The following is a 24,898-nucleotide window of genomic DNA, read 5'->3' as shown; positions in this document are numbered from 1 at the left end:
GCACCTGAAATGGCTGCAGGGCCATGCTTCAACGCTCCGATTGCCTGCCGAAGCGTCCATCCCACATTCACCACGACGTCATCCTGAGTCGCGCGATCCCGCCGGATACCGCGGGGGCTTCCCGCCGACGGCCTGGCGGCGGCGCAGTCGACAAACCCTATTGAGGTTCGTTTCCTGGATACACAGTCCCTTCGTGCAAAGAGGAGCACTTTGACCGGTCGACCGGGGCAAGAACGGGCCGAAGATCCCTGTCCTCCCCAATGCCGCGGCAAGCTCGGCAGGGTTGCGGGTGAGAAAGTCTACGGCCGTCCTGCGCGCCGGCAGCGGTTGCAGTTCGGGGCGGGCACAACCGCGCATCGCCCGCCATGGCGAGAACGTCGCGGCGGCCCGCCGCCGCGGTGATCTGCCTCGAGACACCTACCGGTTGCGCCTCGCGATCCTATCTCGCAAGACTTTCATGCTCCTGCGTATTCGTGCCCGAGTGTTCGTCGTTGAGTCCGCGTGCGGATGTCTCCCGAATCAGGACGACGCAAACGAGGCTAACGATGGAAAGAGAGACCATGTAAATGATTAGCGGGGTGCTGTTGGAGAAGGAACCGTGTAGCGCTGTGGCGATCATCGGTGCGAATCCGCCACCCAGTACTGCACCAATCTGATAGGCAAGTGACGCACCGGAATAGCGGACGCTGGTGGGGAAGAGTTCAGCGAACATGGCTCCTTGTGCCGCGAATGTCCCCGCGAGAATGAATGCAAGAACGAATACGGCGAAGATAATGGTCGGGATTGAGCGAGTGTCTATCAAAGGGAAGAATGCGAAGCTCCAGACAAGCATCCCTACGGTCGCGAAGAGGTACACTTTCCTCCGGCCGATGAAATCGGATATGAACCCATAAACTGGAAGCATGACGAATTGGGTTGCCGACCCGATCAGTACGGCGACAAGCATGGTGTTTCTTTCGATTCCAAGAGTTTTGGTCCCGTAGCTCAGAAGATAGACCATGAACAGGTACCCGATGGCGTTCGAGGCAATGAATGTTCCCCCGCCGAGGGCAACTGCGCGCCAATGGTGCTTCAGAACCTCCCGTACAGGGTTCCGGACAACCGACTCCGTGTCGCGTGCCTTCCTGAAGTAGGGGCTCTCTTCGACTCCGACGCGGATGTACAGGCCGACGAAGAGGAGGACCGCACTTGCAAGGAAGGGGATGCGCCAGCCGTACGATTCGAACTGGTCCTGCGGCATCGCGGTGCTGGCCGCGAGCAGAGCTAGATTCGCGAGAATCATCCCTGCCGGCATTCCCATCTGCGGGAAGGACCCGAACAGCCCCCGCCGGTCCTTCGGGGCGTGTTCGACGCTCATCAATGCTGCACCTCCCCACTCTCCGCCAACACCTATGCCTTGCAGGAGTCGAAGCATGACGAGTAGCAGGGGCGCCCAGATTCCGATTTTCTCGTAGGCTGGAAGTAAGCCTATCAAGACTGTGGATACGCCCATGAGCATCAACGACGCAACTAGTACAGATTTGCGTCCGACGCGGTCGCCAAAGTGACCCATCACTACAGCTCCGACGGGCCGAGCGATGAATCCAATAGCGAATGTTCCGAATGAGGCCAACGTTCCCGCTAAAGGGCTGAGTGACGGAAAGAATTGTGGCCCGAAAATGAGCGCAGCAGCAGATCCGTACAAGAAGAAATCGTACCACTCGATAGTTGTTCCGACGAAACTGGAAACCACTGCGCGTCGACGCTCAGATCCTTTGGCGTCAACGGAGATTGGGGTTGAGCTCATCGTTTCTCACCTGTCTCATTTCGATAGAACGCATGTATTTCATGACCTGGACGAATGGGGGCGAAGCCCTTCCTGTTGAGGCACATCAAAGATTCAAGAGGCTACCGATACAGTTCAGACGGCGACAGAGGAGGGTTCTCGTCGCAGGACTCGTGGTTGCCGCCTTTGCAGCGAATCCGCACCGCGTGGTCGTGCTCAGCGGTTCGGACGATTGGATGTTTGGTACCTGAGAGTTGGTCTCGCCCACGTGACACGGCGAAGAGTGCGCGCAGCGCTCGTCGTCGAGTGCCGACGATGGCCCATGTTGGAACTACTTGACACTGCAGTGAGTGTGGTTGTACAGCACCACCTGCTGTCGGCAGTACTGCTATCTTGGCCGATTACGGTACTGACATCGTCGAGGCCGCGGACCAAGGTGCCGTGTCCACCGGTCAGTAACTTCGCGGCGGCAGCGATTGGATCTCATCGAGAGTGTCGGTGGACCAATCCCCGTGGCATGCACCGCCGGTGTCATGTCGACCGGTCCGCGCCCGACAACCATCTTGGAGCTGTCCATAGATCACCTTTTCCGATCTGTTCACGGGGCAAATTCGCCCTCGCTCAACGGGTTTCAGAAGCGTATTCAGCAAATCGGTCAGTGGTATAGTCCACTTTTGTGCCAGAAGACAAGACCAATTCTCCGCGGTTGGGGATCGAATGGAATCGATCGTCGGGGCATCCGAGCCTGACTCGCCAACTCGAGCAGAGCTTGCGAGCAGCTGTTCGACGGGGTCAACTGCCTACGGGTGCAAGGCTGCCCGCGACGCGTGTACTGGCGGATCAACTCGGGTGTTCCCGGTGGGTAGTCGTCCAGGCCTACGAGCAGCTGGTTGCAGAGGGCTACTTCGTCTCGTCGACAGGGTCGGGAACCTATGTTCAGGCGATAGCTCCGACTCGTGATCGCCCCCGGCAACCTGAATTCGGAAACACTTCGTGGAGATACGATTTCGGTGCAGGAACCCCCGACCTGTCGCTGTTTCCCCGGCATGAGTGGCTCGCGGCGGCAAAATCAGCGCTTGCCGCCGCTCCAACCTCGGCCTTCGACTACGGTCCGGCATCCGGCATCCGAGATCTCAGAGCGGCCCTGGCGGCCTACCTTGGGCGCGTGAGGGGGGTAGTCGCTGTTGCCGATGACCTGGTCATCACCAACGGGGCGGTGCATGCGGTATCGGTTATGGCGAGAACCCTGCATGCACGAGGCTTCGATCGCATCGCGGTCGAGCACCCCGGCTGGATTCCGCTCCGGGCACCGTTTGACGGTTCTGGTTTGGACCCCATCGCTGTTGGCGTCGACGACGAGGGTCTCATGGTCACCGATTTGATCAAGAGTGGCGCGCGCGCAGTACTTGTCGCACCTGCGCACCAGTTCCCCACTGGTTCTGTGATGTCGCCAAGACGACGAGCTGCGTTGATCGAGTGGGCAGAAGCGGTCGATGGCGTCATTATCGAGGACGATTACGACTCCGAATTTCGATACGACCGCCACCCGCTCGCCGCAATCCAAGGAATGTGTCCGGAGCGAGTTGTGCTGATTGGGTCCGTCAGTAAGAGCCTGGCACCGGCCCTGCGGATCGGTTGGATGGTCCTTCCGCCGCAATGGAGAGACTTAGCTCTGGATGCGGTGCGTGCCATTGATCCCAGCGTTTCTGCGATAAGTCAGCTGACGTTCGCGGAATATCTTTCCAGTGGTGGATTCGAAAGACATTTGCGCCGAATGCGCAAGGAGTACGCCAATCGTCGGCAGCAAATGGTCGCGGCGATGTTGGCGTTCTTCCCGAACGTAGACGTGCGGGGTATCTCGGCGGGGCTTCATCTGATGGCGGATCTTGGGGCGGGATCAGTGTCAGAGTTCACGGAATTGTCAGCTCGGCGGCAGGTTCGAATCTATCCGGTATCCCGATATTGTATGAGTGAAGAGGTTCCGATCGAATACAGGGACCGCCGTAGTATTGTCCTTGGGTACGGCGCCATACCTGCACATCGAATTTTGAAGGGCATAGAAACCCTCGCCATGGTTGCAAGCGAATTGTGAACCGCTGACTGCAAGTACATTTTTTGGATCTAAGGCTGATGAAGTGTTGTCGATTGTCGGTCTTCCATCGGGTTCAGGCTGCTGTTGAAGACACGCATCGCGATCCCCCGGGTCGGTGACCGGTCGGGTCTGTCCCGATGACTACCGGGTCAAACACGTCCTGAACCCATACACACCACGCTCACGTCGCCGCCGAGATGGGAATCTCGGGCCTGCGCCAGTGCATGGGACGACTGCTGGCGATGCTGGCGAGGGCGCCCCAGTGCCGGTCCTGGCCCCGTGCACCAGCCCGAACGCAGTACCACTCGACATCGTTGAACGGATCGAGACCTGGAAACGGGCGATACCTGGTCCGGCACATCGCCCACCTGGACGTGGAGAAAGTGGGCCGGATCCGTCGACGGTGGCAGGTGGCGCGCCCACAGGCGCAACAGCGACGAGGGCGGAGCCGCAGATCGAGCGAAGTCCGGCGGCGCGAAGCGCGGCCAGGTATACCTGCACTCTATCGTCGACCACTCTATCGTCGACCACTCTATCGTCGACGGCTCCTCCGTCTTTCCTGTATCGAACACCTTGGCGATGAAAAAGGCGCTACCGCAGCGGTTTTCCTTGCACGGGCGGTGTGGTTCGCCATCGGGTGCCGTACGTGCCGCCAGAGTGAGCCATTTCGAGAAGGCAAGGGAGGCCTGGCCCCGAAAGGCCTGTGGGCGAGTCCAGCACGCTGCTGGACTCGCCCACAGGCCTACGCCGTCGCTATGCGATGTGCTGCACTGCGGAACGACGCTGCTCTGCCCCTCCAGGTGCAGAAGGTTGGTCGAACTCATCGAGGCTGCGGGCGGAGGTTTCCCTGATCAGCGCGATGCAAACTAGGCTGATGACACACAGAGTCACCATATAGATGACCACCGGTGCGCTGGTGTCGAAGGAGCCATGCAGTGCAGTGGCGATCATCGGTGCGAACCCGCCGCCGAAGACTGCGCCGATCTGATACGCGAGGGAAGCTCCCGAGTACCTGACACTCGTTGGGAACAGTTCGGAGAACATCGCTCCCTGCGCTGCGAATGTGCCTGCAACAAGCAGTGCCAGAACGAAGACGGACAGGATGATCACCGGGGTCGATCGCGTATCGATCAAGGGGAAGAACGCGAGGCTCCAGACCAGAGTCCCGCCAGTGGCGAAGAGGTACACACGCTTTCGGCCTACGAAGTCCGAAATATACCCGTATACGGGAAGCATGACGAACTGGGTCGCTGAACCTATCAGCGCGGCAATCAGCACAGTGTTCCGCTCGAGCCCAAGGGTCTTCGTCCCGTAGCTCAACAGATACACCATGAAGAGGTAACCGATGGCGTTCGACGCGATGAAGGTTCCGCCGCCGAGGAGCACTGCTCGCCAATGGTTCTTCAATACCTCGGAGATCGGATTTCGGACAACCGCCGCGGCGGTGAGTGTCTTCTTGAAGTAGGGGCTCTCTTCGACGCCGATGCGGATGTACAGGCCAACAAGGATCAGGACGGCGCTGGCAAGGAATGGGATCCGCCACCCCCAGGACGCGAACTGCTCTTGCGGCATCGACGTGCTGACCGTCAGAAGGGCAAGATTCGCAAAGATCATGCCAGCCGGCATCCCCATCTGGGGAAATGCACCGAAGAGTCCTCTGCGGCCCTTGGGTGCGTGCTCGACGCTCATCAACGCGGCGCCGCCCCATTCGCCGCCGACACCGATTCCCTGAAGCAAGCGCAAGACGATCAGGAGGATCGGCGCCCAGACGCCGATCGACTCATAGGCGGGCAGGAGACCGATGAGGACGGTAGACAGTCCCATGAGCATCAGCGATGCCACGAGGACTGATTTGCGGCCGACTCGGTCGCCGAAGTAGCCCATGACCATAGCGCCGATAGGGCGGGCGATGAATCCGACGGCGAAGGTGCCGAATGACGCCAACGCTCCCGCCAGTGGACTCAGTGACGGGAAGAACTGCGGGCCAAAGATCAGCGCAGCCGCGGATCCGTATAGAAAGAAGTCGTACCATTCGATGGTTGTGCCGACGAAGCTCGAGATCACCGCGCGCCGGCGTCCTGACGTTGCGTCGCCTGCTTCGGGATTGGGAGTGGTCATTGGGTCTCGCTTGGTTTCGGTGGATGAGTGGGGCACAGACTGCATTAGGGCCCCGGCTAGGCGGTCGGGGTGGCATCTCGGATCTGGATGAAGTCGGGTGGCCTCATCGTCCAGCCCGACGCATACTGACGAGGCCGGTTGCCCGGTCTGGTTGAACCATGCGGTGAAGCCGACATCGTCCCAGGGCTTTTCGGGGTCATGAGATGAGTGGGTTCATCGGCTTCCACCCGCACGGTCGGCACGACCGGTGTGAGGGTGTAGGTGAAGTCTTCTCGGGTGCCTGGATTTCGATACTGTTCTGCAGCAACGAGGTTGATGTTCCCCAGGTAGTCCACAGCGGAGAAGACTGGTGCCGGTATAGGATCCGGCACCGAACGAGCGTGGCACGTTCGTAACGTCTGTGCCGGCCGCGGTGATCCACATCGGTTCGCCCTCCGGCCCAGTTCCTCGTTTCACGGGGGAGTCTGGTGTTGTCGTTGTGTCGCTGAGCGACGATGTTGTGCAGTGTCACAACATCGTCCACGGTGCGGACTATTGCTCCCGGTGAGCGAATGGCCGGTGGGTGCGCAATTCGTCCTCGGGTGGGTTTGAGCGCCACCTGACTGCAGCGGGCAGCTGGAGTACGGACCGATCCAGTCCGATCAATACCCACCGATGCCACGCCGACGCCGGTAGCCAGTGGCGCTTCCTACCCCTGCAGCTGATCCCAGATTTGCCGATCGCGCTCCGCGGTCCAGATCACGGGACGTTCGATCCCGGACAACTCGTCCCACACTCGCGAAACATCAAACGGAAGGCAGTGTTCGAAAATGGGCCAGTGCCCGTACTGATCGAACAGTGCTGAGTGGACCGCGTTGAACGCATCCTTGAGAGTTCCCCCGCGCTGCTGCACCGCACCGACCTCTGCCAGCATCACCTGAATGAAGTGGCGCGTCTGCTCGATCGCTCCGTCGACCGCCTCGCGACCGTGTGACACAGCACCACGACCGCCGATGAGCACGGCTGCCTGCAGTGCCTCGAGAGCGTCAAGGGTCGTCGTGGACCACTCGCGATGGAAGGCGTCACCGGTGTAGAGAGCGGCCTGAGCTTCGACGAGATCGCCGGCGAACAGGATCTTCTGACGGGGCAACCAGGCGACGATATCGCCTTCGGTGTGACCACGACCAAAGTGCTGAAGTACGAGGTTGCCCCGCTTTTCTCCCAAGTTGATCGTCATGCGGTCCGCGAACGTGACGGTCGGCCATGTCAGCCCGGGAACGGTCTCGGCACCAGCCGCCAATCGGGGCATCCGCCCGAATTCCGATTCCCAGTCCTCCTTGCCGCGCTCGGCGATGAGGGCTGCCGTGGTCTCGTGGGCGACAATCTGCTCTGCGTTGAACGCGGACGCACCGAGCACACGAACGGCATGATAGTGGGACAAGACGAGGTAGCGAATCGGCTTGTCCGTGTGCTCCCGAAGCCGAGCAAGCCACTTGCTCGCGGCTACAGGGGTTGCGAGCGCCTCGAAGCAGACGAGGAAATCGTCGCCCTCGATTGCGCCGATGTTCGGGTCCCCATCGGCGGTGAGTGCGTAGACGCCGTCCGCGAGCACCTCCAGCATCTGTTCCTTCTCGCCGAGATCTGCTGAGGACGCGAAATCCATACTCATGCGGTTTCCTTTCGATGTGATCGTGTTGAGACAACGCCGCCCCGGTGAGACCGCCACATGGATCGGGCATACCGGGGCGGCGGGAAGTCAGTTCGAGCCGAGCTCAGCGACCGCGCTGATTTCGACGAGGAACTCCGGTCGTGCCAGACCAGCGACCACGATGAGGGTGCTCGTCGGAGGGACGGGACCGTCGATGTACTCGACCCGCGCGTCATTCACCGCACCCAGGTGGTTGCGATCGGTCACGTAGGTCGTCGTCTCCACGAGGTCGTGCATCGATCCACCGGCGGCTTCGACCACGGCCTTGAGGTTCTCGAAGACCTGGTGAGCTTGGACCGCGATGTCATCAACTCCGACGACAGCGCCCTCCTTCAGAGCAACTTGGCCAGAGATGCGCAGCGTAGATCCGGACTGCACGCCGAACGAATAGCGGAACTTCTCAGCCGCAGCGTTGGGTAGGTTCTCGGCGGTGATTGCGGTGTTGGTCATTGGACCATTCCTTTCTCGGGTACTCGGAGTTCGAAGATCGAGTCGAGGGCGTTGGTGATTCGTCTCGAGTTCAACGGTGACCGTGCGGCGACATACGCGTCCGGCCGAATGATGTATGCCAGCCCGTCGGCCGGAACCCTCGGAGGACACCATTGCGCATGCAGGGACCCGTCGACATCGTGAACTCGGACGTGACGGCTGGTGCCTGTATCGGATGGCACGCCACGCACGACTTCCACGACAGTGAAGGGCAGTTCGGGCGGTACCGAGTCGAGAACATCCCTCGCAACATCGCCGGGTCGGGCGGGATCACTGCCGGCGAAGATCAACAGGGCAACGCCGTGGCGCAGGAGCTGCCCGAGCCTGGTGACAGACGAGTCGGCAGCTCGGATGACGCTGTCCGGGGCAATTGTGCCGACAGATACACCGCTACTGTCTTCGGTATTCGACCCGAGGAGCGCGGGTGGGTACGTGACGGCGGCATAGATCTGCCCGGAGTCAACCCGACTACGGGCAGCGGGGATCATCCTAGCGATTGCCAGTGTGGCCCGACGAGTGAGGCGTTCCCGAGTTGTACCGGGGCACATGAATCGTGCAGTCGCGCCAGTGATTTCGAGGTTCTCCGTAGAAGTGTACTCACGCTCGGTGCTGTAGCCGTCCAGAAGGCTCTCAGCTGCATCGCCACGTACGACAAGCGCCAGGCGCCACGCAAGGTTCTCTGCGTCAGCGAGACCCGAGTTCATGCCTCTCGCCCCATAGGGGCTTGTCAGGTGCGCGGCATCGCCGACAAGGAAGCAGCGCCCCTTGCGGAAGTCACGGGCACGCAGCTGCTTGAACTGGTAGGTCGTGAACCAGTGCAGGTCGTAGTCGACGCCTCCGATGATCGACCGAATTCGCTGGTCGAGCCTTCCGGATGCCTTCTCCTCTTCAGCGTCGACGTCCGGCCCGACCTGCCAGTCGAGATGCCACGTGGAGTTCGGCTGAGGATGGATGAGAACGGTTCGGCCGGGGTTGAACTCCGGGTCGAAGTGGAAGTGTCGCTCGTTGGGGAAAGGCAGATCAGCACTGATGTCCACGATGAAGAAGTTCTCCTCGTGGCCGTAACCCTCGAAGGGAATGCCGAGCGTCTTGCGAACGGTCGACCGTGAACCATCGCACCCCACCAACCAGGAGGTCGTGAGCACTTTCTCCCCAGATGATGTTTCGACCCGAACTTTGACACGGTCCCCGTCGTCGACGAAATCGAGCACGGTGGACTCGGACATGACTGTAATCAGGGGTTCGGCAAGCAGTCGCTCGAGTAAGAGTTCCTCGACGCGCTTTTGGGTCAGGTTGACGAGCTTGGGAAGCAAACCGGGAGCCGTCGACACATCGGTTGCCGAGATCTCCTTGCCCCGAATGAATGTACGTGTCTTCGTCCAGGCAACGCCCTCATCGGCGATGGTGGTACCGATGCCGATCGGGTCCGTTATGGCGATCACGTGTCCTGCGATGAGGACGGCTTTGGAACCTGGCAGAGTCTGATCTGCGCGCATCGGATCAACGATCACACTGGGTACGCCCCAGCGAGCGAGCAGCAGCGCAGTCGTCATGCCGACCGGTCCACGCCCGACAATCATCACGGGGCTGTCCATCGATCACCTTCCGTATCTGTTCACAAGGGGGATTCCCCTGTTTCCTCAGGTCAGGAGCCTAGTTCCGAAATCGGACTGCGATACAGTCCGGTTTCAAGGTTGAGTAGCAGTCCAATTGTCGAGGCTTGGAGCTGCGGTGGGTCCTGTGCCGGGCAGGTGTGACCTCCTCTGCGGGTTCGCTGGCGGCGTCGGGGGTGTCGCCGCGGTGCGGGAGATTTTTCGCCAGATCCGTTTCGGGGATCCGGTGAACGGGAGGAGATCGCCTCGGGCGGCTCCGTCGTGGTGGTCGGCGACGTTCGGGAGCTTCTCGTCGAGCTCTTTGATCGTCCGATCATATTGAGTGTGAACAGAATTCGAATCGGACTGGTCGTAGACTGAGTGCCGCAGTGTTGTCGACCCGGGCCACGACATCCGAAGAGCGCTTCGCAGACGAACTCGATTGAGGGAGGCGGAGGTCGGGGCCGCCCTCTCGTCCTGCTGATCGGTCCAGGTCAGGCCGGTAACTCGCCAATGTTCCCGATCCTGATGAACGCATTGTCGGTGCCCGGATCGGGTCTGGACGAGCCCGAACCCGACGACCAGAAGCGCTACCGCCTCCGGCGGGGCAGCCGCGGTGGCTGCCGGGTCGGCTTTGACACCGCGAAATACAAGGGCCGCAACATCGTCGAACAGTCCTCCGCGACCTTCGGGCAGTGGCGTGGACTGGCCTCACGCTACGACGAACTCGGACCCACCTACCGTGCGGGTGTGGTCCTCTCGGCGGTGCGCATCTGGCTGAGGTCCCTCGACGAATAGGAGACACGCTCCAGGCGCGATGCCCAGGGCGGTGGTCATGCGGCCTCGGGACTATCGTCCAGACATGGTGATTCACTATCCGCGGGGCTTGATCGTCGTCGCGGTATTCCTCTCCGGCATGGCCGGATTCGTGGACGCGATGGGTTTCATCACTCTCGGCGGGTTCTTCGTCTCTTTCATGAGCGGAAACTCGACCAAGCTCGCCGTGTCCGCGGCCGACGGCCTCGTGCACACGGCCTTGACGGGCGCGGGGGTCGTCGGGCTTTTCATCGTCGGCGTGATGATCGGGTCCGTGACCGGCCGCCGTGCGGGAGCCCGTCACCGGCCCGCCGTGCTGTCGCTCGTGACCGTACTGCTGCTCGCGGCCGCGACGGCCCACCTCGTCGGCTCGACCCCGCTCGCGATCTCCTTCATGGTCGCGGCGATGGGTGCCGAGAACACCACGTTCGAACGTGAGGGCGAGGTGAGCATCAGCCTGACCTACATGACGGGGACGCTGGTGAAGATGGGTCAACGCCTCGTGACCGCGCTGAGTGGGGGCGAACGCTGGGGGTGGTTGCGGTACTTCATGCTGTGGGTGGCCATGGTGGCCGGCGCATTCCTGGGCGCCACCGCGCACCGTTTCATCGGGCTGGGTGCGCTGTGGATCGCGGTCCTGTGGGGCGCCGTGCTGACGGTGGCGATTGCCCGGATGCCGCCCGGCATGCCCGCCGTCTCCCGACGGTGGGGGTGACGGGGATCACCCCACCCCCTTTTCGGGGGTAGTTGCGAAGTGATCCAAGTCACTACCTTTCCTCAGCAGTCGCTGACGCCAATCCCGGTGTCACGCACGGCTCGAGAAGAGGAATCCATGACGACTGTGTCGCCATCGGCCGACTCCGCGATTGCCACCCCACCCCCGCGCACCAGCGTGAGCAGAGTGGCCATCGCGAGTTGCATCGGCACGACGATCGAGTTCTACGACTTCTTCATCTACGGAACAGCCGCCGCACTGGTCTTCCCGAAGGTCTTCTTCCCGGCGCTCGGTTCCACGGCCGGCACGGTCGCATCGTTCGCGACGTTCGCGGTCGCGTTCATCGCACGACCGGTGGGTGCGATGCTGTTCGGGCACTACGGTGACCGGATCGGGCGCAAGAAGACGCTCGTCTCGACTCTGCTGCTGATGGGTGTTTCGACGCTCCTGATCGGTCTGCTGCCCGGAGCCGAGACCATCGGTGTCGCCGCACCGATCATCCTGGTGCTGCTGCGATTCGGCCAAGGTTTCGCTGTCGGCGGCGAATGGGCCGGTGCGACACTGCTCACCGCCGAGTACGCGCCGCCGGACAAGCGCGGGCTGTACGCGATGTTCCCGCAGTTGGGTCCGGCCATCGCATTCATACTGTCCAGTAGCACTTTCCTCATCACCGGAGCTGTGCTCGGCGATGCCAACGAAACCTTCCTCACCTGGGGCTGGCGCGTGCCGTTCGTGTTCTCCATCGTCCTGGTCGGCATCGGCCTGTACATGCGCCTGGCCATCGAGGAGACCCCGGTGTTCCGTGCGCAGCAGGCGGAGACCGCCGCATCCGGACCGCGGACGCTGCCGTTCCTCGACGCGTGGCGTCACCAGACCAAGGAGATCCTGCTCTCGGCCGGTGCGCTGGCGACCCTGTTTGCGTTCTTTTACATGGGCACCGCGTTCCTCACCAGCTATGGAACCAAGACCCTCGGGTTCAGTCGCCCGTTCGTGCTCGTGGTCGGCATCGTCGCGGCGGTCGTTTTCGGTGCGGCCATTGTCGTCTCGGCGCTGTACTCGGACCGGATCGGGCGCCGCCGGGTCATCATGCTGTCCTGTGTCCTCGCGGTCGGCTGGGCGCTGGCCCTGTTCCCGCTCCTCGACACGGGATCCCCGGCGGCGTTCGTCATCGGAATGTGCGTGACGCTGGCGATCTTCGGGATGGCCTACGGGCCGTGCGGTGCACTCCTGCCGGAGATGTTCCACACCCGCTACCGCTACACCGGCGCCGGGCTCGGTTACAACCTCGCGGGTGTGCTTGGTGGCGCGATCCCGCCGCTGATCGCGGCACCACTGGCTTCGGCTTTCGGGAGCTTCGCGATCGGCCTGATGCTCGCGGTGCTCGGCGTCGTCAGCTTCGTGTGCACCAAGGCGCTGGTCGAGACGAAGGACCGCGCACTCTGATCGCCCGACCGGTCGGGACTGTTCCAACTCTGGACAGTTGTCGACGCCCTCCACCCTCGACTATGTCTTACATCACACTCAGCGAGTACGTTGGGGAAGCCCGCACCGCCGGGCTTCCCCGTGGGCGCCGGAAGGCGCCCGGAGAGGAAACGCGATGACCACAACTTCGCTGTCAGAGTCCCTGCCGAGTTACGCCTCGGGCACATGGGACGCGCCCATGTTGGGCGACACCATCGGCGACAACTTCGACCGTACGGTCGCGGCGCACGGTGACCGCGACGCGCTGGTCGATCGCGGGTCCGGTCGGCGATGGACTTACAGTGAACTGGCCGTCGACGTCGACGTGGTCGCATCGGGGCTGCTCGGTCTCGGCGTCGGCAAGGGCGACCGGGTCGGTATCTGGGCGCCGAATTGCGCCGAGTGGACGATGGTGCAGTACGCCACCGCGAAGATCGGCGCGATCCTGGTCAACATCAATCCGGCCTATCGCTCCCATGAACTGCGGTACGTGCTGAATCAGGCGGGCATCCGCACGCTGATCGCCGCGCGGTCGTTCAAGACGTCCGACTACGCGGCCATGATCGAGCAGGTTCGTCCGGAGTGCGCGGCGCTGGGCGATGTCTTGTTGCTGGGCTCGCGCGAGTGGGAGGCGCTGGTCGCCGAGGGTCGGGCGGCGCTCGACGTCGGACGCGAGACGCTTGCGCGAGCGCAGGCATCGCTGTCCGCCGACGATCCCATCAATATCCAGTACACTTCGGGGACAACAGGATTCCCGAAGGGGGCGACGCTCAGCCACCACAACATCCTCAACAACGGGTACTTCGTCGGCGAGTTGTGTGGCTACACCGAGCAGGACCGTGTGTGCATTCCGGTGCCCTTCTACCATTGCTTCGGCATGGTGATGGGCAATCTCGCGTGCACCAGTCACGGGGCGGCGATGGTGATTCCCGGTCCGGCATTCGACCCTGCCGCGACACTGGCGGCGGTGCAGGCCGAGCGGTGTACGTCGTTGTACGGGGTGCCGACGATGTTCATCGCCGAACTCGCCGATCCCGGATTCGACACTTACGACCTGTCGAGTCTGCGCACCGGCATCATGGCCGGCTCGCCCTGCCCGGTCGAGGTGATGAAGCAGGTCATCGAGCGTATGGGTATGAGCGAGGTGTCGATCTGTTACGGGATGACCGAGACGTCTCCGGTGTCGCTGCAGACCCGCCGCGACGACAGCATCGACCAGCGGGTCTCCACCGTGGGGCGGGTCGGACCACACCTCGAGGTCAAGATCGTGGACCCCGCGACCGGGCTGACGGTGCCGCGTGGTGAGCCCGGCGAGCTGTGTACGCGCGGGTACTCGGTGATGCTCGGCTACTGGAACAGCTCCGATGAGACGGTAGGAGCGGAGCCGGCGGAGCGACCGTACAAGCTGGGGCCGATCGATTCCGCGCGGTGGATGCATACCGGTGACATCGGTGTGATGGACTCCGACGGCTACGTTGCGATCACCGGGCGGATCAAGGACATGGTGATCCGCGGCGGCGAGAACGTCTATCCGCGGGAGATCGAGGAGTTCCTCTACACCCACCCCGACATTCTCGACGCCCAGGTGATCGGGGTGCCCGATCCGAAGTACGGCGAGGAACTGATGGTGTGGATCCGCCTACGTGATGGTGCGGACCCGCTCGACGCGGAGAAGGTGCGGGCATTCTGCACCGGACGCCTCGCCCACTACAAGATCCCGCGGTACGTCCACCTGGTCGACGAGTTCCCGATGACGGTGACGGGCAAGATCCGCAAGGTCGAGATGCGGGAGATGTCGCTCGAACTGATCGATCGAGTCTGATCGGAGGATTCAGCAGTGGTGCACGGGTTGCGGCCGGAAATCGAATTGTCCTGGAAGCGTTCGAAGCTCAGCGGCATCGACCCCGCCCGGGTGCCGGAGCCGACGCTCCTCGACCCGTCGGACTCGGCCGGCCGGTTGCTGCGAGCGGCCCGTCCGGTGCTCGATGAACTCGGGGTTCAGCTGTCGGGGACGGGATGTGGCATCCTGCTGGTCGACCGGGACTGCCGCGTCGTGTCGCGGGTGTTCGACTCCGACGCGATGCGGTCCGCGATGGAGGGCGTCGGGGTACTACCGGGTGTCGCGCTCAGCGAGGACACGTACGGCACCAACGCGCTCGGTACGCCGTTCGAAGTACGGCAGGGTCTCGTGATCCACGGCCACGAGCATTTCCTCGAGTCATTCCGGCAGTTCAGTTGCTATGGGCACCCGATCGTCCATCCCGTCACCCGCCGGATCGAGGGCATACTCGACATCACCGCGACGGAGAAGACCGCCAACCCGTTGTTCGCGCCGTTCCTGGCCCGGGCCGTGCGCGATATCGAGGCCCGGTTGCTCGAGGGTGCCCGCGAATCGGATCGGCGGGTGGTCGATGCCTTCCAGCGCGCGGCGCGCCAACGCGGGCTCGCGGTGGCCGCGATGGGGCAGGACATCATGCTCACCAACAAGGCCGCGGTGGAAATGCTCGCACCCAGCGATCACGCCGCGCTGCGCACGCTCGCCGCGGACGTTCCGGCCGGTGAGTCGCGCAGGCTGGACTTCGTGCTGTCGACGGGCGGGAGCACCGGACTGCGGATCGACCGGGTTGCGGGTGCGGACAGCGGCGCGCTCTTCCTGCTCGACGTCGGCGACATGCGGTCTCCGGTCCGGCGCACCGCGACGCCACAGGATGCGACCTCGAGACTGCGGCGTCGGCTTCGTGAGTTGCGTTCCGGGACCGGCGCTCTCGCCCTCGTTGGGGAGCCGGGCAGTGGCCGGACGTGGGCGGCGCGCGAGTTCGCGGACGGCGCGCTCGACATGCTCGAGGTGGTCGACGCGGCGCAGATCGTCGGTCAGGGCGAGCGCGAATGGTCGGCGAGCCTGCTCGCGGTCGTTGCGCGCAGCCCCGAGTACCTGCTGATCGAGCACGTGCACCTGGCTCCCGAACCGGTTCTGGCGCTCGTCGCGTCACTCGTCGCGAACTCCGGCGGGCCACGGATCGTGCTCACGAGCGACCCCACCGACAGTGTGTCGCCGGCTGTTCGGGATCTGCTCGCGCGGTGCGGGAATCAGGTGGCCGTCCCCACGCTGCGCCAGCGGATTCGTGAACTCGATGGCCTCGTGGTGGCCCTGGCGAGGAAACTCGGCCGCGCTGATCTGCGGTTGGGACCGAGCGCGCTCGCCGCGCTGTGCGAGCACACATGGCCGGGCAATCTCGTTGAACTACGCGCCGTGCTCGCGGGTCTTCCCGACAAGCCGGACGGCAGCCCGATCCGGGCCCTGGATCTGCCGGAGGATTATCGCGCGCCGGGCAGGGTGGCGCGCCTCGGTGGCCGTGAGCGGGCCGAACGGGACGCAATAGTCGAGGCGCTGAGCGAGAGCGGCGGCAACAAGGTGCATGCCGCGGCACGACTGGGGATCAGTCGCACGACGCTCTACAGCCGAATCCGTGCGCTCGACATCACCGTCTGACCGCCCGCTGTCCAAAGCTTGAACAGTTGACGGCCATGCTCCCGAAGCACGATTGCTGTGTTGCACATCACACACAGAACTGCAGGAGGTTCGGGCATGACAGTCGTTGCCGAGCAAGCCGTTTCGCCGCGGGTCCGCGAGTTCCTGGCCGGCACCAAGCAGCTGTACATCGGGGGTGAGTTCGTCGACGCGGCGTCCGGACGCACCTTCGTCACACACGATCCCGCGACCGGAGACCGGCTCGCCGACGTCGCGCACGGTGAGGCTGCCGACATCGACCGCGCTGTGCGGGCGGCACGGCGCGCGTTCGACGAGGGGCCGTGGGCCTCGATGAAGCCGAACGAGCGGGAACGGATGATCTGGCGGGTCGGCGACCTACTGACGGAGCGCGCAGCGGAGTTCGGTCAGCTCGAGGCGCTCGACAACGGCAAGTCCGCCGCGATCGCGTCGGCGGTCGACACGGCGTGGGCTGCCGACGTCTTCCGCTACTACGCAGGCTGGGCTACCAAGATCGAGGGCAGCACGGTCAATGTATCGATGCCGTTCGCGCCCGGCGGCGAGTTTCATGCCTACACGCTGCGCGAGCCCGTCGGAGTATGCGGATTGATAGTGCCGTGGAACTTCCCGCTGCTGATGGCGTCGTGGAAGCTGGCACCCGCCCTCGCGGCCGGCAACACCGTGATCCTCAAGCCTGCCGAGCAGACGCCGCTCACGGCACTGATGCTCGCCGAGGTGTTCGAGGAGGCCGGATTCCCGCCCGGTGTCGTGAACATCGTGCCGGGCTTCGGTGATGCCGGGGCCGCGCTGTCGGCGCACGACGACGTCGACAAGGTCGCCTTCACCGGTTCCACCGAGGTGGGAAAGAAGATCGTCGACGCCGCGAAGGGCAACCTCAAGAAGGTATCGCTCGAGCTCGGTGGCAAGAGCCCCAACATCGTGTTCGCCGACGCCGATTTCGATGAGGCAGTACAGGGTTCGCTCAATGCCTGGCTGTTCAACCACGGTCAGTGCTGTGTTGCCGGCACCCGCCTGTACGTCGAGGACAGCATCTTCGAACGCTTCACCGAGGCTGTTGCCGAGGCCGCGAGCAGGGTCAAGATCGGCCCGGGACTCGACCCCACGACCGAGCTCGGACCGCTGGTGTCGCAGGAGCAGTTCGATCGGGTCACCGGCTACCTGCGCGACGGACTCGCCGACGGCGCCCGCGCGCTGACCGGCGGCAAGCGCTGGGGCGAGACTGGCTACTTCGTCGAGCCGACCGTTCTGGTCGACGTCAAGCCCGAATTCAGTGTCGTGCGGGAGGAGATCTTCGGGCCCGTCGTCGCGGCTATGCCGTTCGACGCGGACGAGGGCATCGTCACCGCCGCCAACGATTCCATCTACGGTCTCGCTGCCGGCATCTGGACCAGGGACATCTCGAAGGCGCACCGCACGGCCCGACGGCTCAAGGCCGGGTCGGTGTGGGTCAACCAGTACAACGGCTTCGATACCGCGATGCCGTTCGGCGGCTACAAGCAGTCCGGCTGGGGACGCGAGCTCGGCGCGTCGGGCATCGACGCCTTCACCCAGACCAAGTCCGTCAACGTCGCGCTCTGACCGCGGCACCCCCCGACAACAGATTCCGAAGGAGAACTCATGAAGACCAAGGCCGCTGTTCTGCTCGAGGCCGGAAAGCCGTTCGAGATCATGGAACTGGACCTGGACGGACCCGGTCCCGGCGAGGTTCTGATCAAGTACACGGCCGCGGGGCTGTGCCACTCGGACCTGCACCTCACCGACGGTGACCTGCCGCCACGTTATCCCATCGTCGGTGGGCACGAGGGCTCCGGGATCATCGAGGAGGTCGGCCCCGGCGTCACCAAGGTCAAGCCGGGCGATCACGTGGTGTGCAGCTTCATTCCCAATTGCGGCACGTGCCGCTACTGCGCCACCGGGCGGCAGAACCTGTGCGACATGGGCGCGACCATCCTCGAGGGCTCGATGCCCGACGGTTCGTTCCGCTTCCATTCGGGCGGAAAGGACTTCGGAGCGATGTGCATGCTCGGAACGTTCTCCGAGCGTGCCACCATCTCGCAGCACTCGGTCGTCAAGGTCGACGAGTGGTTGCCGCTCGAGACGGCTGTTCTGGTCGGGTGCGGTGTTCCGTCCGGCTGGGGGACCGCGGTCTACGCCGGTGACGTCCGCGCTGGCGACATCGTCGTGATCTACGGTGTCGGCGGGCTCGGCATCAACGCCGTCCAGGGCGCGGTGCACTCGGGCGCCAAGTACGTCGTCGTGGTCGATCCCGTCGAGTTCAAGCGGGAGACAGCGCTGAAGTTCGGTGCCAGCCACGCGTATGCGTCCGCCGCCGAGGCTGCGGAGAAGGTCAACGAGCTCAGCTGGGGTCAGGGCGCCGACGCTGCCCTGATCCTGGTCGGCACCGTCGACGAGGACGTCGTCTCGGCGGCGACCGCCGTGATCGGTAAGGGGGGCACCGTCGTCATCACCGGTCTCGCGGATCCGTCGAAGCTGACCGTCCACGTCTCGGGCACCGATCTGACGCTCAACGAGAAGACGATCAAGGGCACGTTATTCGGTTCCGCCAACCCGCAGTATGACATCGTCCGTCTGCTCCGCCTGTACGACGCGGGCAAGCTCGCGCTGGACGAACTGGTCACCACGCGCTACTCCCTCGAGGACGTCAATCAGGGCTACCAGGACCTTCGGGACGGCAAGAACATTCGCGGCGTGATCGTGCACGCATCGTAGGACGCACTCACACAACGATTTGTGCAAACTCCTGCCCTGGCTCGGTCGACGTCGTACCGTCGAGCCAGGGCGGGAGTATGTTCCGCGCACGGTGGGGTCGGACGGAAGGAGCCCGTCATGGGCGAGATCATCGGGACGATCATCTTCGGCGCAGTCATCGGTGTGCTGGCGCGTCTGGTACTCCCTGGCAGGCAGCCGATGGGCTGGATCATCACAGTCGTGATCGGTATCGCCGGCGCACTCATCGGGTACTGGTTGTGGGGTGCCCTCGGTGGCACCGACACATCCGGAATCGATTGGTGGCGTTGGGTGATCAGCATCGCCGCGGCGGCCGTGCTGGCTCTCGGCTACACAGCGATTACCGCCAGGCGGCGGTGACGGGCGCTCCAGGTCGCTACGCGGAATCCGCCAGCAGCGCGGCGAGGGCCATCCGCCGCAGCACCGTGCGTGTCATGTCCCCGTTCGTCTCACCGCCCGCGTTGTCGGGGGACGGGGACACTGCGCTGTACGGGGTGGAGTTGATCAGGCCGAACGTGCCGTGTGCAGCGATTCGGGCGCACGTCTCGTTCAGTGCGGGATCGACCCGGCGCAGCACACCGACCCAGATCTCGACGTACCGGCGCTGTGCCTGTCGCACGCGGTGGCGGGCCTCGTCGGGCAGTGAGTGCAGGTCGCGGTCCTGCACGCGGATGAGATCGGGTTCGCCGAGCGCGAAGTCGAGGTGAAAGTCGACAAGTTGCTCGAGGGCCGTTCGTGGGTCGGCGGTGTTCTCCGCGACGTCTGTTCCGCCGTAGAGCAGTCGCAGGCTGATGTCGGTGAGTAGTTCGTCCAGCAGCGCGTCCTTGTTGGGGAAGTGTCGGTACACAGCTGGACCGCTGATGCCGACCGCTGCGCCCAGGTCTTCCAGACGTACGCCGTGGAATCCGCGCTCGGCGATCAGCCGTGCCGCTGCGCCGAGCAGCTGGCGCCGGCGGTCGGCCTTCGCGCGGCTGCGGCGGCTGAGGGCCTGTTCGCCCTGGTCTGGCTGGAGATCGGTCATGAGTCACGTTTCCTGGAGAGTGTGATCTGGACAACTCAGTTAATCACAGATAACCTAGTTTCAGTTATCGAAGATTAACTCAGAATATCCACTCGACTGCGAGGACGGTGACGTGACGACCGCTCGAAGCGCAACATCCACTCCCTACCGAGAGCAGCACCTGGCTCTGGTGTCCGAACTGCGCAACAAGTTGAGCATGGCGGCCCGAGGTGGCAGCGAGAAGTCTCGCGAGCGCCACGTCGCGCGCGGCAAGCTCCTGCCCCGCGACCGCGTCGATACGCTTCTCGATCCCGGCAGCCCGTTTCTCGAGCTCGCACCTCTTGCTGCGAACGGCATGTACGACGACGAGTGCCCGGGCGCCGGCGTGATCGGCGGCGTCGGGCGGGTCTCGGGCCGCGAATGTGTGGTCGTCGCGAACGACGCCACCGTCAAGGGCGGCACCTATTACCCCATGACGGTCAAGAAGCACCTGCGCGCGCAGGAGATCGCACTGCAGAACAATCTGCCGTGCATCTACCTCGTGGATTCCGGCGGGGCATTTCTGCCGAAACAGGATGAGGTGTTCCCCGACCGGGAGCACTTCGGGCGCATCTTCTACAACCAGGCGACGATGAGTGCCAAGGGGATTCCGCAGATTGCCGCGGTCCTCGGCTCGTGCACCGCGGGCGGCGCGTATGTGCCGGCGATGAGTGACGAGGCCGTGATCGTGCGCAATCAGGGCACCATCTTCCTCGGTGGTCCGCCGCTGGTGAAGGCTGCGACGGGCGAGATAGTCACCGCCGAGGAGCTCGGCGGCGGCGATCTGCACTCGAAGGTTTCGGGGGTCACGGACCATCTCGCCGAGGACGACCGGGACGCGTTGCGCATCGTGCGGAACATCGTGGCCACGTTCGGCCCCCGTGCGCCGCGCCCGTGGGACATCGCCGAGACGGGGACATCGGTGGCGGACCAGACGGAGCTCTACGATGTCGTTCCGACCGATCCGCGGACCCCGTACGACGTGCGCGAGGTGATCGCGCGCATCGTGGACGGGGCCGCCGGCGGTGCCGGTCACGGCTCGAGCTTCCAGGAGTTCAAGGCCGAGTACGGCAAGACGCTCGTCACCGGGTTCGCCCGCATCCACGGTCACCCCGTCGGCATCGTCGCCAACAACGGCGTGCTCTTCGGGGAGTCCGCCATGAAGGGCGCACACTTCATCGAACTGTGTGACAAGCGCAGCATCCCCCTGCTGTTCCTGCAGAACATCACGGGCTTCATGGTGGGCCGCGAGTACGAGGCCGGGGGCATTGCCAAACATGGTGCCAAGATGGTCACCGCGGTCGCGTGCGCGCGAGTGCCGAAGCTGACGGTGGTGATCGGCGGCTCGTACGGCGCCGGCAACTACTCGATGTGCGGCCGCGCGTACTCGCCCCGGTTCCTGTGGATGTGGCCGAATGCGCGCATCTCGGTGATGGGCGGCGAGCAGGCGGCGTCGGTCCTCGGCGCCGTCGGATCGGGGAAGGACCCCGACGAGATTCGTGCGCAGTACGAGGCGCAGGGCAATCCGTACTACTCGACGGCCCGGTTGTGGGACGACGGCATCATCGACCCCGCGGATACCAGAAACGTTGTTGGACTGGCGCTGTCGGCGTGCGCGAACGCGCCGCTCGAACCGGTCTCCTACGGCGTCTTCCGGATGTGAGGACACATATGACTACGCAATTCGATACCGTTCTGGTGGCCAACCGCGGCGAGATCGCGGTTCGCGTCATCGGCACCCTGCGGCAGATGGGTATCCGCTCGGTCGCGGTCTACAGCGAGGCCGACGCCGGAGCTCGGCACGTTCGCGAGGCAGATACCGCGGTGCTGATCGGTCCCGCCGCGGCGCGCGAGAGCTACCTCGACATCGACAAGGTGCTCGACGCCGCGAAGCGGACCGGTGCGCAGGCCATCCATCCCGGCTACGGCTTCCTTTCGGAGAACGCGGCCTTCGCGGCGGCCTGCGCCTCCGCCGGGATCGCCTTCCTGGGGCCTTCGGCGCGGGCGATCGAGGTGATGGGCGACAAGATCACTGCGAAGAACGCGGTGGCCGAGTTCGATGTCCCGGTCGTGCCGGGCATTGCGCGGCCGGGCCTGGCCGACGCCGATCTCATTGCTGCTGCCGACGACATCGGCTACCCGGTGCTGGTGAAGCCGTCCGCGGGCGGCGGCGGCAAGGGCATGCGGCTGGTCGAGGATCCGGCGGACCTGCCGAGTGCCCTCGCCAGCGCCCGCCGCGAGGCGGCGTCGGCGTTCGGCGACGACACCCTGTTCCTCGAGCGGTTCGTGTTGCGGCCCCGACACATCGAGGTCCAGATCGTTGCCGACAATCACGGAAACGTCGTGCATCTGGGTGAGCGGGAGTGCAGCCTGCAGCGCCGGCATCAGAAGGTGATCGAAGAGGCGCCGTCTCCGCTGCTCGACGCCGAGACGCGCGCCCGAATCGGCGAGGCTGCCTGCAACACCGCCCGCAGCGTCGACTATGCGGGCGCCGGGACGGTGGAGTTCATCGTGTCCGCGGATCGGCCGGACGAGTTCTTCTTCATGGAGATGAACACCCGTCTGCAGGTGGAACATCCGGTCACCGAGATGGTCACCGGTCTCGACCTGGTCGAGTGGCAGGTACGGATCGCGGCCGGCGAGGCGCTCGGCTTCACACAGGATGACATCACCCTCACCGGGCACGCGATCGAGGCCCGGATCTATGCGGAGGATCCCGGCCGGGGCTTTCTGCCCACCGGCGGAACGGTCCTCGGCCTCGCCGAACCGGCCGGCCCGGGCGTGCGGGTCGACTCGGGTCTCCAGAATGGCACGGTGGTCGGCAGCGACTACGATCCCATGCTCGCGAAAGTGATCGCGCACGGCGCCGACCGCGCGGAAGCGCTGCGACGGCTCGACCGTGCGCTGGCGGGCGCGTCGGTCCTGGGTGTGACGACCAACATCGACTTCCTGCGGTTCCTGCTGTCCGACGCGGACGTCCGTGCGGGACGGCTCGATACCGGTCTGCTGGACCGTCGGGTCGGGGACTACCGCGCTCCGGCGGCCGACGACTGCGTCCTCTTCGCCGCGGCGGCGTTCCACTGGCTCGAGCTGTGGGCTGCAGGTTCCCGCCTCGGTGCCGACCTGTGGGACGCGCCCACAGGCTGGCGGGTCGGGGGAGCGCAGCCGATCTCGTTCCGTCTCCGGTCCGGTGACCGCACCGAGCACGTCCTGATCACCGGCACTCCGGTAGATGCCACCGTGCGGATCGAGAGCAGCGAGAACCGCACGCTCGCAGCGAGACTCGATGGCAAGGTCCTGACTGTCGAAATCGAGGGCGGCAGTGACACGTTTCGCGTCGCCGAGCAGGACGGCGACCTGTGGTTGGCCGGGGGCGACGGAACCTGGGTCGTCTCGCAGCTACGGGAGGCGAGCGTGCGCGGGGACGATGCGCACGCCGGCGAGGCCGAACTCGCCAGTCCCATGCCGGGCACGGTCATCGCCGTGCACGTCGCGAGTGGAGACGATGTCGCTGCGGGAACCGCTGTCGTGGTCGTCGAGGCCATGAAGATGGAACACACCCTGACCGCACCCGTCGACGGCACCGTCGAGGTTCTCGTCGCGGCCGGTGACCAGGTCAAGGTCGACCAACCGCTGGCGCGGATCCACCCGAACACCGATCCGAACGCACTTCCCGACACCACCACGGAGGACATCGCATCATGACCGACTATCTCTCCACCGGATCACTGCCCGATGAGTACCAGCAGCTCGCCAAGACCGTTCGCGACTTCGCGCAGAACGTCGTTGCTCCCGTGTCCGCGGAACACGATGCGAATCACACCTTCCCGTACGAGGTGGTCGACGGCATGGCCGACATGGGCCTGTTCGGCCTGCCGTTCCCCGAGGAGTACGGCGGCATGGGCGGCGACTACTTCGCGCTGTGCCTCGCCCTCGAGGAACTCGGCAAGGTCGACCAGTCCGTCGCGATCACGCTCGAGGCGGGTGTCTCCCTCGGCGCGATGCCGGTGTTCCGTTTCGGCAACGAGGAGCAGAAACAGGAGTGGCTACCACAGCTCACGAGCGGTAAGGCGCTGGCCGCGTTCGGTCTCACCGAGCCCGGGGCCGGCAGCGACGCGGGCGGCACGCGCACCCGGGCCGAGCTCGCCGACGGCGAATGGGTGATCAACGGCAACAAGCAGTTCATCACCAACTCCGGTACCGACATCACCAGCCTCGTCACGGTCACCGCAGTGACGGGCGTGAAGGACAACGGGCGCAAGGAGATTTCCACGATCCTCGTGCCGACCTCCACCCCGGGGTTCACTGCGGAACCGGCCTACAACAAGGTCGGCTGGAACGCCTCCGACACCCATCCGCTGACCTTCCAGGACGTGCGCGTTCCCGAGGAGAACCTGCTGGGCGAGCGCGGCCGAGGCTACGCAAACTTCCTGCGCATCCTCGACGAGGGCCGTATCGCGATCGCCGCCCTGTCGGTAGGTGCAGCGCAGGGTTGCGTCGACGAGTCCGTCCGCTACGCGAAGGAACGTGAGGCGTTCGGCCGGCCGATCGGTGCCAATCAGGCTATCGAGTTCAAGATCGCCCGAATGGAGGCGCGGGCCCACGTCGCGCGGACCGCGTACTACGACGCCGCGGCACTGATGTTGTCGGGCAAGCCGTTCAAGAAGCAGGCCTCGATCGCGAAGCTGATCGCGAGCGAGGCCGCGATGGACAATGCGCGCGATGCCACCCAGATCTTCGGTGGATACGGTTTCATGAACGAATACCCGGTGGCCCGGCACTACCGCGACAGCAAGATCCTCGAGATCGGGGAGGGCACCACCGAGGTGCAGTTGATGCTCATCGCACGGGAATTGGGGGTCTGACGG

18 protein-coding genes and 1 pseudogene are annotated in these 24,898 nt (G+C 64.3%); 12 read left to right on the top strand and 7 right to left on the bottom strand.

The annotated features are described in order from the left end of the window. Positions 1–439: 439 nt before the first annotated feature. Positions 440–1,786 carry an MFS transporter gene (locus ERC79_RS06060; RefSeq protein WP_131576612.1) on the bottom strand — a complete coding sequence of 449 codons (1,347 nt, stop codon included), beginning with the start codon at positions 1,784–1,786 and terminating at the stop codon, positions 440–442. 655 nt (positions 1,787–2,441) lie between these two features. Between ERC79_RS06060 and ERC79_RS06055 the strand changes: the two genes are divergently transcribed. Further along, complete coding sequence (locus ERC79_RS06055; protein ID WP_131576610.1) at positions 2,442–3,857, top strand: PLP-dependent aminotransferase family protein; 1,416 nt, start codon at positions 2,442–2,444, stop codon at positions 3,855–3,857. Positions 3,858–4,610: 753 nt separating this feature from the next. Here the strand turns inward: ERC79_RS06055 and ERC79_RS06050 are convergent. From ERC79_RS06050 to ERC79_RS23340, 5 genes and pseudogenes are all read right to left on the bottom strand, one after another. Then, on the bottom strand, positions 4,611–5,975 hold the full coding sequence (locus tag ERC79_RS06050) for an MFS transporter (RefSeq protein WP_131576608.1): 1,365 nt from the start codon (positions 5,973–5,975) through the stop codon (positions 4,611–4,613). Positions 5,976–6,663: 688 nt separating this feature from the next. After that, positions 6,664–7,623, bottom strand: a complete 960-nt coding sequence (locus ERC79_RS06040) for an MBL fold metallo-hydrolase (RefSeq protein WP_131576606.1) — start codon at positions 7,621–7,623, stop codon at positions 6,664–6,666. 87 nt (positions 7,624–7,710) lie between these two features. Then, the gene (locus tag ERC79_RS06035) at positions 7,711–8,112 is read right to left on the bottom strand and encodes a RidA family protein (protein WP_131576604.1); all 402 of its coding nucleotides are present in this window, start codon (positions 8,110–8,112) and stop codon (positions 7,711–7,713) included. Continuing rightward, entirely contained in the window at positions 8,109–9,746 is a 1,638-nt protein-coding gene (locus ERC79_RS06030; RefSeq protein ID WP_131576603.1) for an FAD-dependent monooxygenase, read from the bottom strand. The genes ERC79_RS06035 and ERC79_RS06030 overlap by 4 nt, the downstream gene beginning before the upstream one ends. Positions 9,747–9,959: 213 nt before the next feature. Then, positions 9,960–10,160: pseudogene (locus ERC79_RS23340) on the bottom strand (transposase); the annotation flags it as partial. Between the two features lie 111 nt (positions 10,161–10,271). Here ERC79_RS23340 and ERC79_RS06020 point away from each other — a divergent pair. The 8 genes from ERC79_RS06020 to ERC79_RS05985 all read left to right on the top strand — a co-directional run bounded on the left by ERC79_RS06020 (position 10,272) and on the right by ERC79_RS05985 (position 19,351). Next, positions 10,272–10,541: a transposase gene (locus tag ERC79_RS06020; RefSeq protein ID WP_165497042.1), complete on the top strand. Its 270-nt coding sequence runs from the start codon at positions 10,272–10,274 to the stop codon at positions 10,539–10,541. Between the two features lie 64 nt (positions 10,542–10,605). Further along, positions 10,606–11,274, top strand: coding sequence for a YoaK family protein (locus ERC79_RS06015; protein ID WP_131576598.1), 669 nt, complete (start codon positions 10,606–10,608; stop codon positions 11,272–11,274). Between the two features lie 117 nt (positions 11,275–11,391). Continuing rightward, entirely contained in the window at positions 11,392–12,717 is a 1,326-nt protein-coding gene (locus tag ERC79_RS06010) for an MFS transporter (RefSeq protein WP_131576597.1), read from the top strand. Positions 12,718–12,871: 154 nt separating this feature from the next. Further along, positions 12,872–14,557, top strand: coding sequence for an AMP-binding protein (locus tag ERC79_RS06005; RefSeq protein ID WP_131576595.1), 1,686 nt, complete (start codon positions 12,872–12,874; stop codon positions 14,555–14,557). Positions 14,558–14,575: 18 nt separating this feature from the next. Then, positions 14,576–16,225: a helix-turn-helix domain-containing protein gene (locus ERC79_RS06000; protein ID WP_131580776.1), complete on the top strand. Its 1,650-nt coding sequence runs from the start codon at positions 14,576–14,578 to the stop codon at positions 16,223–16,225. Between the two features lie 96 nt (positions 16,226–16,321). Next, positions 16,322–17,821: an aldehyde dehydrogenase family protein gene (locus ERC79_RS05995; RefSeq protein WP_131576594.1), complete on the top strand. Its 1,500-nt coding sequence runs from the start codon at positions 16,322–16,324 to the stop codon at positions 17,819–17,821. A gap of 39 nt (positions 17,822–17,860) precedes the next feature. Then, positions 17,861–18,973 carry an NDMA-dependent alcohol dehydrogenase gene (locus tag ERC79_RS05990; protein WP_131576592.1) on the top strand — a complete coding sequence of 371 codons (1,113 nt, stop codon included), beginning with the start codon at positions 17,861–17,863 and terminating at the stop codon, positions 18,971–18,973. Positions 18,974–19,090: 117 nt separating this feature from the next. Continuing rightward, the gene (locus ERC79_RS05985) at positions 19,091–19,351 is read left to right on the top strand and encodes a GlsB/YeaQ/YmgE family stress response membrane protein (RefSeq protein ID WP_131576591.1); all 261 of its coding nucleotides are present in this window, start codon (positions 19,091–19,093) and stop codon (positions 19,349–19,351) included. Between the two features lie 16 nt (positions 19,352–19,367). Here ERC79_RS05985 and ERC79_RS05980 read toward each other — a convergent pair whose 3' ends face one another. After that, on the bottom strand, positions 19,368–20,012 hold the full coding sequence (locus tag ERC79_RS05980) for a TetR/AcrR family transcriptional regulator (protein WP_131576589.1): 645 nt from the start codon (positions 20,010–20,012) through the stop codon (positions 19,368–19,370). 112 nt (positions 20,013–20,124) lie between these two features. Here ERC79_RS05980 and ERC79_RS05975 point away from each other — a divergent pair, with 112 nt between their 5' ends. From ERC79_RS05975 to ERC79_RS05965, 3 genes are read left to right on the top strand one after another with little or no spacing between them, the layout of a single operon-like run. Then, positions 20,125–21,693, top strand: coding sequence for a carboxyl transferase domain-containing protein (locus ERC79_RS05975; RefSeq protein ID WP_131576588.1), 1,569 nt, complete (start codon positions 20,125–20,127; stop codon positions 21,691–21,693). 8 nt (positions 21,694–21,701) lie between these two features. Further along, a complete protein-coding gene (locus ERC79_RS05970; protein WP_131576586.1) occupies positions 21,702–23,735 on the top strand; it encodes an acetyl/propionyl/methylcrotonyl-CoA carboxylase subunit alpha in 2,034 nt (677 codons plus the stop codon). Continuing rightward, positions 23,732–24,895: an acyl-CoA dehydrogenase family protein gene (locus tag ERC79_RS05965; RefSeq protein ID WP_131576585.1), complete on the top strand. Its 1,164-nt coding sequence runs from the start codon at positions 23,732–23,734 to the stop codon at positions 24,893–24,895. Before ERC79_RS05970 ends, ERC79_RS05965 begins: the two co-directional genes overlap by 4 nt. The last annotated feature ends 3 nt before the right edge of the window (positions 24,896–24,898 follow it).

It is taken from the genome of Rhodococcus sp. ABRD24 (assembly GCF_004328705.1).
Classification (GTDB): domain Bacteria; phylum Actinomycetota; class Actinomycetes; order Mycobacteriales; family Mycobacteriaceae; genus Prescottella.
Note: the sequence above shows the minus strand (reverse complement) of the source record. Positions and strands in the feature narration are given on the sequence as shown.